The organism is Actinotalea sp. C106 (assembly GCF_023630195.1).
In the GTDB taxonomy this organism is placed as follows: Bacteria; Actinomycetota; Actinomycetes; order Actinomycetales; family Cellulomonadaceae; genus Actinotalea.
Map to the genome: position 1 here is coordinate 1 of NZ_JALPKN010000230.1, position 5,126 is coordinate 5,126.

Below are 5,126 nucleotides of genomic sequence, written 5' to 3' on the forward strand. Positions count from 1 at the left end.
AGCCGCCCGCCGACGCCCCCAGTGCCCTCGAGGCGCCGACCGCCAGCGGGCGGATCGACAGCGCCGAGCCCGGGGCCGTCTTCGCCCACCGCCACGGGTTCGTCCTCGAGCAGGCCGAGCGCTACAGCGTGCTGGACCTGCCCGTCGCCCCGGAGCTGCTCGACCGGATGCACGCCGAGGCCGCCGGCCGGGCCGGCCCGGACTACCGCCTGCACGCCTGGCGCGACCACCTGCCCGAGGAGTGGCTCGAGCACTTCGCCGTCCTCGAGACGCGGATGTCCACCGATGCGCCCTCCGCAGGCCTCGAGATCGAGGAGGACGTCTGGGACGCCGCCCGGGTGCGCGCCGCCGAGGAGCGGATCGCCGCGGCCGGGCACGCGTTCCTCGTGGTGGCCGCCGAGCACGTGCCCACCGGGGCCCTCGCGGCCTTCACCATGGTCGAGATGCCCCACGAGCGACCCGCCGTCGTGTTCCAGGAGGACACCCTCGTGCTGCGGGAGCACCGCGGACGCCGCCTGGGCATGCTCGTCAAGGCCGACATGCTGCGACGCCTGGCCGCCTCCCACCCCGCGGCGGAGCGCGTCCACACGTGGAACGCCGAGGAGAACCGTCACATGCTCGCGATCAACGTGGCCCTCGGCTTCCGCCCGACCGGCGTCTCCGGCGAGTGGCAGAAGCACCTGACCTGATCGTGTAGCGAGCTACCCGCGCTCCGGCCTCAGGGCAGCCGAGGTCTCGACGGCGACGGTGAGCGGATCAGTCAGCTGTCGACCCAGCAGGTCCACGAGGTCAGAGGTGGTGCCGTCCAGGAACCCGTGGCGGACGCTGGTGGCGATCGAGACGAGCATCGGCGGCTGGAACGGCAGCAGGGTGCCGTCGGCGAGCAGGCGGCTGCGGTACTCGGCGAGCCCGCAGGGTGCCCGAGGGCGCCACCCAGGTGCGGGGTGGTCAGCGGCGCGAGCACCCCGGTCGCCCGGGAGGCGGCCTCGAGCACCTGGTCGGAGAGCCGTCGGCGTCGATCAGCAGCTTCGGCACGTCGGACTTGCGTACCCGGCGCCCGGGGGCGCAGGTCCGACGTGACGGGGCGGGTGCGGCGCCGGGCGGACGGGACCGGCGTCGTGGCTCAGACGCTGAACCTGTCGGCCAGCTGCTGCAGGTGGGCCGAGAACTGGGCCAGCTCGACCACCGCCTTGTTCGACTCGGCGATCGTGGCCGTCATCACCTGGGTGGCGTCGGCGATCCCGCTGATGTTGCCGGCGATGTCCCCCGAGCCCGCGGCCGCGTCGGCGACGTGGTGGCTCATCTCCCGCGCGGTGGTGGTCTGCAGCTCCACGGCCGAGGCGATCGAGGTCTGGTAGTCGTTGATCTGCCCGATGACCTGCGAGACCTCCTCGATCGCCTGAACGGCGCTCGCGGTGTCAGCCTGGATGGTCTCGATCCGGCGCGAGATGTCCTCGGTCGCCCGCGCGGTCTCGCTGGCCAGCTCCTTGACCTCGGTGGCCACGACCGCGAACCCCTTGCCGGCGCTGCCAGCCCGGGCGGCCTCGATGGTCGCGTTGAGAGCCAGCAGGTTGGTCTGCTCGGCGATGGAGGTGATCACCTTGACGACGTCGCCGATCTCCCGGCTGGAGGCCCCGAGCTTCGTGACGGTCGCATTGGTCGCCGCCGCGGCCTGCACCGCCCGGTGGCCGACGGAGGCGGCGTCTGCGGCGCTGGTCGCGATCTCGCGGATGGAGGCCTCCATCTGCTCGGTGCCCACCGCGACGGTCCGCACGTTGCTGGACACCTCCGACGCCGAGGCGGCGACGGCCGTCGCCTGACCGGAGGACGCCTCGACGCCCGCGGAGATGGTGCCGAACACCTGGTCGATGCGACGACTGGTCGCCGCCAGGACGACAGCCCCCTCCCCGACGTCGCCCAGGACCGTGCCCACCCGCTCCAAGACGGTGTTGACGTAGGGCCCCATCTCGCCGAGCCCGTCCTTCGACGCGCTGCTCAGTCGCCGGGTCAGGTCCCCCTCGGCGACGGCCGCGAAGAGGGCGACCGCCTCGGCCATCGGACGGGTGATGCTGCGGGTGATGAACCAGGCGACCGTCCCCGCGACCATCGCGGCGCCGGCGCAGAGCAGGAGCATGACGAGGAGGAAGTTCTGTCCGACCGACCGCGCCGCAGCGGCCTCCTGGGCGTTCATCTCCTCCTCCAGGTCGATGAGGACGTTGATCGCGGCGAGCCAGTCCCGGAACATCGGGGCGGCCTCCTGCTCGAGCAGCTGCCGGGCCAGGCCGTCCTGCCCGGCTAGGGCCAGCCCGGTCACCTCCTCGATCAGCGGGAGCCCGACGGCCTCGACCCGGTCGATCTCCGCGAGCGCCGCCACCTCGTCCGCGCTGACCGCCGCACGGTCCTCGAAGAGCACCGCCATCTCGGCTGCCGACTCCGCGTAGGCGGCGGCCAGCGCCTCGATCTCCGCGATCGGGGCGGCCGCCGCCTCGGGCGAGGACGCCAGCACGACGTCGCGGAGGCTGATCGCACGGTCGTGGACGCTGCCGCGGAAGTTGATGGCGTACCGCTGCTTGACGCTGTTGACGTCGTTGATCGTGGTCAGGCGGCTGTTGATCGTCTCGACCTGGCTGACCCCCACCGCAGTCACGACGAGCATGTTGAGAACGACGACGAGGACGGCGACGGCGATCCGGTGACCGACGCTGAGACGGGACAGACGCATGACGATCTCCCAGACCTGGATGGTGGTGGACACTCGCCCTACTCATCGGCAGGCGCCTGTGTAGTTGAATGTTTGAGCAAGTTGCGTTTCTCCCGGCCGGCCCGCCCTTCGCGAACGGGACCTGGCGGAACATGGACTCTCAGCGCGCGGAACGCCCCGTCGACAGGTCGGCGGTCCGCACCCCCCTGCGTGGCAGTGGTGGCCGACGTCGTCGTCGGCGCGGCGCCCGCGGAGGGCGCGACGGTCGGGAGGAGCAGGGCGAGCGCAGCGGCGGTCAGCGCCGTCCGCCGCACGGACGAGCGGGTGGCCGTTGTCATAGAAGGACCACTTCGTCGGGAGTCGGGCGAACGGCACGATGTCGCAGGTCGACAACGGCGCGCCACGCGTATCCGACGTACGGTTCATACCGGGCGCCCGATCAGCCCCCACGGTGAACGGCGTCTAGCGTCCAGCGGCCCGACCTCACCCCAGCCGCGGCACCGCGTCGACGTCGACCGTGAGCCGGACGTGCTCCCCCGGCCCGACGACGGCACGGTCCGGGGCGCTCGGCTCGACCACCGTGACCGGTCCGATCCCCTCGACCTCGACCACGATCTCGACCACCCCGCGCCGGAACCCCGCGCTGCGCACCGTCCCGCGCAGGTCCCCCGCCGGGTCGAGCCGCAGGGAGCCGGGGCCGAGGGCCACCAGGGCGTCGTCCTCGACCCCGGCCAGCACCCCGGCCGGCACGAAGGCCTCGTAGCCGAGGAACTCGGCGACCCGCTGCGAGGCCGGGCGGTGCCACAGGTCCACGGGCCGGGCGACCTGCAGCAGGTGACCGAGGTCCATCACCGCGATCCGGTCGGCGACGGCGAAGGCCTCGTCGTGGTCGTGGGTCACGAAGACCGCCGTCGTGCCCGTGGTGGTCAGTGCCTCACGCACCTCAGTCGCGAGACGCTCGCGCAGCGCACGGTCCAGGGCTGAGAGCGGCTCGTCGAGGAGCAGCAGCCGGGGCCGCGGCGCGAGGGACCGGGCCAGCGCCACGCGCTGCCGCTCCCCGCCCGACAGGGTCGAGACCGCGCGGTCGGCGAACCCGCCGAGGCCGACCAGCTCGAGCAGCTCGGTCACCCGCTCGCGGCGCCGGGCCCGCGGCTCCCCTGCCATCTCGAGGCCGAAGGCCACGTTCGCGGCCACGTCCCGGTGCGGGAACAGCTGCCCGTCCTGGAACATCAGCCCGAACCCGCGGCGGTGCACCGGCACCCCGGCGAGGTCCGCGCCGTCCCAGGTGATCGACCCCGAGGAGGCCGGCTCGAGCCCCGCGACGGCCCGCAGCAGGCTCGACTTGCCGCTGCCCGAGGGCCCGAGGAGCCCCAGCACCTCACCGGGCTCGACGTCGAGGCTCAGCCCGTCGACCGCGGTCGCCGTCGTGCCGTCGTCGTCCCGGTAGTGCACGACGAGGTCACGCACGGCCAGGCCGCGGCCGCCCGGGGTGGTGTCGGACGGGTGGGTGGGTGACGGGTGCTGCGGTGTCATCAGAACTCCCCTGCCGCGCCCGCGCGCAGCCGTTCGGTCAGGGCCATGACGCTCGCGGTCACCAGGGCCAGGAGCACCGAGGCGGCGAGGGCCATGCCGAGGTTCTCGGCCCCCGGGCGTCCGATGAGGCGGAAGATCACCACGGGCAGGGTCGGTCGGTCGGGCCGGGCCAGGAACGACGTCGCGCCGAACTCCCCGAGGCTGACCGCGAAGGCCAGGCCCACCGCCAGCCCGAGGGAGCGCGCGGCGATCGGCCAGTCCACCAGGCGCAGCACCCGCCCCGGGGAGGCGCCGAGCACGGCGGCGGCCTCGTGGAGCCGGTGGTCGATCGCGCGGAGCACGGGCAGCACGGTACGCACCACCAGCGGGGTCGCGACCACGGCCTGCGCGACGGGGATGAGCAGCGGGTGGGTGCGCAGGTCGACGTCGAGCCCGAGGGGACGGTCCAGGGCGATGAGGAAGCCGAACCCGACGGTCACGGCCGAGACGCCGAGGGGCAGCATGAACACCGCATCCAGGGCCCGGACCGCCCGTCGCGTCCCCCGCCCCCGCGGCCGGCGCGAGACCACCAGGGCCACGAGCCCGCCCACCACCACCGCCATGACGGTCGCGTCCACCGCGATGCGCAGGGAGTTCAGCCCCGCCTCCCACACGGTCACGCTCAGCGCGTTGCTGCCCCCCGTGGTGCCCAGGTTGACGTAGTTGCCCAGGCCCCAGCCGGTCGGCGTCCGGAAGGACCGCACCAGCACCGTGACCAACGGCAACGCGAGCAGCACCACGACGACGACGGCGGTCACCCCGACCGCGAGCAGGTCGCCGACGCTGCGCTCGGGTCCGCGCAGGGCGAGCCGGCGGTGGGCCACCCGCTCGGGGCGGCCCAGCTGCAGGGCGC

General features: G+C 73.6%; 4 protein-coding genes and 1 pseudogene. 1 reads left to right on the forward strand and 4 read right to left on the reverse strand.

All coding sequences use genetic code 11. From position 1 onward, the window contains the following. A pseudogene (locus L0B03_RS13630) lies at positions 1–689 on the forward strand (GNAT family N-acetyltransferase); the annotation flags it as partial. Between the two features lie 12 nt (positions 690–701). On the opposite strand, the gene L0B03_RS13635 reads toward L0B03_RS13630, so the two are convergent. From L0B03_RS13635 to L0B03_RS13650, 4 genes are all read right to left on the reverse strand, one after another. Continuing rightward, positions 702–848, reverse strand: coding sequence for a hypothetical protein (locus L0B03_RS13635; RefSeq protein ID WP_250446670.1), 147 nt, complete (start codon positions 846–848; stop codon positions 702–704). Between the two features lie 275 nt (positions 849–1,123). Next, positions 1,124–2,755 carry a methyl-accepting chemotaxis protein gene (locus L0B03_RS13640; RefSeq protein WP_250446672.1) on the reverse strand — a complete coding sequence of 544 codons (1,632 nt, stop codon included), beginning with the start codon at positions 2,753–2,755 and terminating at the stop codon, positions 1,124–1,126. A 429-nt stretch (positions 2,756–3,184) separates the two neighbouring features. Next, a complete protein-coding gene (locus L0B03_RS13645) occupies positions 3,185–4,234 on the reverse strand; it encodes an ABC transporter ATP-binding protein (protein WP_250446673.1) in 1,050 nt (349 codons plus the stop codon). After that, on the reverse strand, positions 4,234–5,126 hold an 893-nt coding region (locus L0B03_RS13650; protein WP_250446675.1), incomplete at its 5' end, for an iron ABC transporter permease. The genes L0B03_RS13650 and L0B03_RS13645, both read right to left, overlap by 1 nt.